Raw genomic sequence first — 4,288 nt, forward strand, 5'->3', positions numbered from 1 at the left:
GCCGAGGTCGACGCGACGACCGATGCGCCCGACGGGCGCACCGTGAGGCTGGCCGCCCTCCTGGTGCTCGAGGCCGCGGCCGGGCTCGCCTCTCGCTCGCGCCGCCCGTAGAGCGGGCTCCGTCGAACGGTCCGGACGGGTGCCGGGATCTCCAGAATTCGCGCGTGTAGAATAGAACGTTGCCAATTTTCGATCGTAAGGATCCACCCCTATGGCTCTCGCCACTCGCGAAGACCTCCGTAACGTCGCCATCGTCGCCCACGTCGACCACGGCAAGACCACGCTCGTCGACGCCATGCTGCGCCAGACGAACTCGTTCGACGCGCACGCCGACGTCGACGACCGCGTGATGGATTCGAACGACCTCGAGCGCGAGAAGGGCATCACGATCCTCGCGAAGAACACAGCGATCACCTATGAAGGCGTGCACGCGAAGAACGGCCCCGTCGTGATCAACGTGGTCGATACCCCCGGCCACGCGGACTTCGGCGGCGAGGTCGAGCGCGCGTTGTCGATGGTCGACGGCGTCGTGCTGCTGGTCGACGCCTCCGAGGGGCCGCTGCCGCAGACCCGCTTCGTGCTGCGCAAGGCGCTCGAGGCGCACCTGCCCGTGATCCTCGCGGTCAACAAGACCGACCGCCCCGACGCCCGCATCGAGGAGGTCGAGGGCGAGGCGCAGGATCTCCTGCTCGGCCTCGCCAGCGACCTCTCCGAGGACCACCCCGACATCGACGTCGACGCGGTGCTCGACGTGCCGACCGTCTACCTCTCGGGTCGTGCCGGCGCCGCGAGCCACAACCGTCCCGCCGACGGCTCGCTGCCCGACAACCCCGACCTCGAGCCGCTGTTCGAGACGATCCTCGACCGCGTGCCCGCCCCGAGCCACGACGACGAGCACCCCCTCCAGGCGCACGTCACGAACCTCGACTCGTCGCCGTTCCTCGGCCGCATCGCGCTGCTGCGCGTGCACAACGGGTGGATCAAGAAGGGTCAGACCGTGGCCTGGGTGAAGCACGACGGCAGCGTGCAGAACGTGCGCATCACCGAGCTCATGCTGACGAAGGCGCTCACCCGCTACCCGGCCGAGCAGGCCGGCCCCGGCGACATCGTCGCGATCGCCGGCATCGAGGACATCACGATCGGCGAGACGATCGCCGACGCCGACGATGTGCGCCCGCTGCCGACCATCTCGGTCGACGAGCCCGCGATCTCGATGACGATCGGCGCCAACACCTCCCCGCTGGTCGGCAAGGTCAAGGGGCACAAGCTGACCGCGCGCATGATCAAGGATCGCCTCGACCGCGAGCTCATCGGCAACGTGTCGCTCCGGGTGCTCGACACGGGCCGCCCCGATGCGTGGGAGGTGCAGGGCCGCGGCGAGCTGGCGCTCGCGATCCTGGTCGAGAACATGCGCCGCGAGGGATTCGAGCTCACGGTCGGCAAGCCGCAGGTGGTGACGAAGGAGGTCGACGGCAAGACGCACGAGCCCTACGAGCACCTCACGATCGACACCCCTGAGGAGCACCTCGGCGCGATCACCCAGCTGCTGGCCGCACGCAAGGGCCGCATGGACAACATGGTGAACCACGGCACCGGCTGGGTGCGCATGGAGTTCATCGTGCCGTCGCGCGGCCTGATCGGCTTCCGCAGCGAGTTCATGACGCTGACGCGCGGCACCGGCATCGCGAATGCGATCTCGCACGGCTACGACCAGTGGGCCGGCCCGATCGTCACGCGCCACAACGGTTCCATCGTGGCCGACCGCGCCGGTGTCGTCACCCCGTTCTCGATCATCAACCTGCAGGAGCGCATGACCTTCTTCGTGCAGCCCACCGCCGAGGTGTACGAGGGCATGGTCATCGGCGAGAACTCGCGCAACGAGGACATGGACGTGAACATCACCAAGGAGAAGAAGCTCACGAACATGCGCTCCTCGACCGCGGACACCTTCGAGTCGATGACGCCTCCGCGCACGCTCACGCTCGAGGAGTGCCTCGAGTTCGCCCGCGAGGACGAGTGCGTGGAGGTGACGCCCGAGGCGGTGCGCATCCGCAAGGTCGCGCTCGACGCCACGACGCGCGCCCGCGCCGCGTCGAAGCTCAAGCAGCAGCTGGCGAAGTGACGATGGCGGCGAATGCCGCTATCGTCGTCCTGCGCGGAGCACGAAGTGCGTAGTCGCAGGATCCAGCTGGCGAGGTCGGCCTCGAAGGCCTGCTGCTGTCCGCCGGGGATGCGAAGGTCTACCACGTGCCGCTCAGCTACCGCAGCGCCCCGTTCGCGGGATCGGAGGCGTTCCTGGTCGGCACCTCCGAGCACGGCGTGCTCGGCAAGCGATGGTTCGCCGACGCGGCCGGGGACCCGGTGTACCGCAGCGTGCTCGCCGCCACGATCGCGCAGGGAGGCCGGGAGGCGGACGAGTTCTCCGACGACGGGACCGGCGCGCTCGTCCCCCGGGACCTGAGCACACGGGTGCGCGGATCGGGTGAACCTGGGCGCCTCATCCCGGATCTGAGCGCGGCGACCGTCAGCGCCGTCGGGCACCTCACCCGACTCGACGCGGACTCCTCCGTGCTCGACATTCTCCGTATCGTGGATCCCGCCGCGGTCGAGCGGGACGATCAGCTCACCCTCCGGGCGACCTGGCCGGGTCAGACGATGCCGGCGATCCTGGCGACGCTCGAGTAGGGTCGCGCTCGGAGAGAGCACCCAGGCGCGAGCCCCGGGGTGCGCGCGTGCCGTAGGCTGGACGGGTGACCAGGCACTTCCTCCGTGATGACGACCTCTCGCCCGCCGAGCAGCGCGAGGTGCTCGACCTCGCCGCGCGTCTGAAGGCGGATCGCTTCGCGGAGCGCCCGCTCGAGGGGCAGAAAACCGCGGCCGTCATCTTCGACAAGACGAGCACGCGCACGCAGGTCAGCTTCTCGGTGGGGGTCGCCGACCTCGGCGGCAATCCGCTGATCATGGACTCGAAGAACTCCCAGATGGGCGGCAAGGAGTCGATCTCCGACACCGCGAAGGTGCTCTCCCGCATGGTCGAGATGATCGTCTGGCGCACCTATGCCCACGCCGGCCTCGAAGAGATGGCTGCGCACGCGACGGTGCCGGTGATCAATTCGCTGAGCGACGACTTCCACCCCTGCCAGATCCTCGCCGACCTGCAGACGATCCGCGAGCACAAGGGCGAGCTCGCGGGGCTCACCGCGAGCTATCTCGGCGACGCCGCCAACAACATGGGCCAGTCCTACCTGCTCGGTTTCGCCACGGCGGGGATGCACATCCGCGTCGCCGGCCCGGCCGGCTATCACCCGCGGGCCGACATCGTGGAGGATGCGCGCCGGATCGCCGCCGAGACCGGCGGCAGCGTGACGGTGACGGAGGATCCGGTCGCCGCCGTGGCCGGGGCCGACGCCGTGATCACCGACACCTGGGTGTCGATGGGGCAGGAATCGGAGAAGGCCGAGCGGGTCGCCACCTTCGGCGCCTACCGGGTGACTCCGGAGCTCATGGCGCAGGCGAAGGACGGCGCGATCTTCCTGCACTGCCTGCCCGCGTACCGAGAGTACGAGGTCGCCCCCGAGGTGATCGACGGCCCGCAGAGCGTCGTCTGGGACGAGGCAGAGAACCGCGTGCACGCGCAGAAGGCGCTCATGGCGTGGTTGCTCGCGCAGAGCTGACCTTTCCGTCATCTTGCGCGCAGTCGCAGGATCCACTTCTGCAACGCTAGATTCTGCGACCTTGCGCAGAATGACGAGAGAACGAGAACAGCATGACCGAGAACACGAACCGCGCAGCCGAGAACGGCGCTCCGAGCGGAAATCGCGCGGGTGAGAGCGGCGCCCTGTGGGGCGGACGCTTCGCGAGCGGGCCCTCGCCCGAGCTGCAGTTGCTCAGCAAGTCGACGCAGTTCGACTGGGTGCTCGCGCACTACGACATCCGGGGCTCGAAGGCGCATGCCGCGGCGCTCGCCGCCGGTGGCTACCTGGACGATGATGAGCTCGCCGGCATGCACGCCGCGCTTGACGAGCTCGACGCCCGTGTCGCCGACGGCCGCTTCGTCGCCGCAGACGAGGACGAGGATGTGCACTCGGCGCTCGAGCGCGGGCTCATCGAGATCGCGGGCCCGGCCCTCGGCGGCAAGCTGCGCGCCGGCCGCAGCCGCAACGACCAGATCGCCACGCTGGTGCGGCTCTACCTGCTCGATCACGCAGCTGTGATCGGCGGTCTGCTGCTCGATCTGGCCGAGGCGATCCGCGCGCAGGCGGCGGCGCATCCGACCGCGATCCTGCCC

The 4,288-nt window shown here is 69.2% G+C and carries 3 protein-coding genes and 1 pseudogene; all 4 read left to right on the top strand.

The features are described 5' to 3' along the window. Window positions 1–211: 211 nt before the first annotated feature. Window positions 212–2,122, top strand: coding sequence for a translational GTPase TypA (gene typA / locus ACFPZL_RS10595; protein WP_218114474.1), 1,911 nt, complete (start codon window positions 212–214; stop codon window positions 2,120–2,122). Between the two features lie 68 nt (window positions 2,123–2,190). Further along, window positions 2,191–2,685, top strand: a pseudogene (locus ACFPZL_RS10600) (maltokinase N-terminal cap-like domain-containing protein); the annotation flags it as partial. Window positions 2,686–2,750: 65 nt separating this feature from the next. Next, window positions 2,751–3,674, top strand: a complete 924-nt coding sequence (gene argF, locus ACFPZL_RS10605) for an ornithine carbamoyltransferase (RefSeq protein WP_218114475.1) — start codon at window positions 2,751–2,753, stop codon at window positions 3,672–3,674. 92 nt (window positions 3,675–3,766) lie between these two features. Next, window positions 3,767–4,288: lyase family protein (locus tag ACFPZL_RS10610; protein WP_382335363.1), on the top strand; the 522-nt coding region annotated here is incomplete at its 3' end.

This window comes from Leucobacter soli (assembly GCF_042659205.1).
In the GTDB taxonomy this organism is placed as follows: domain Bacteria; phylum Actinomycetota; class Actinomycetes; order Actinomycetales; family Microbacteriaceae; genus Leucobacter; species Leucobacter soli.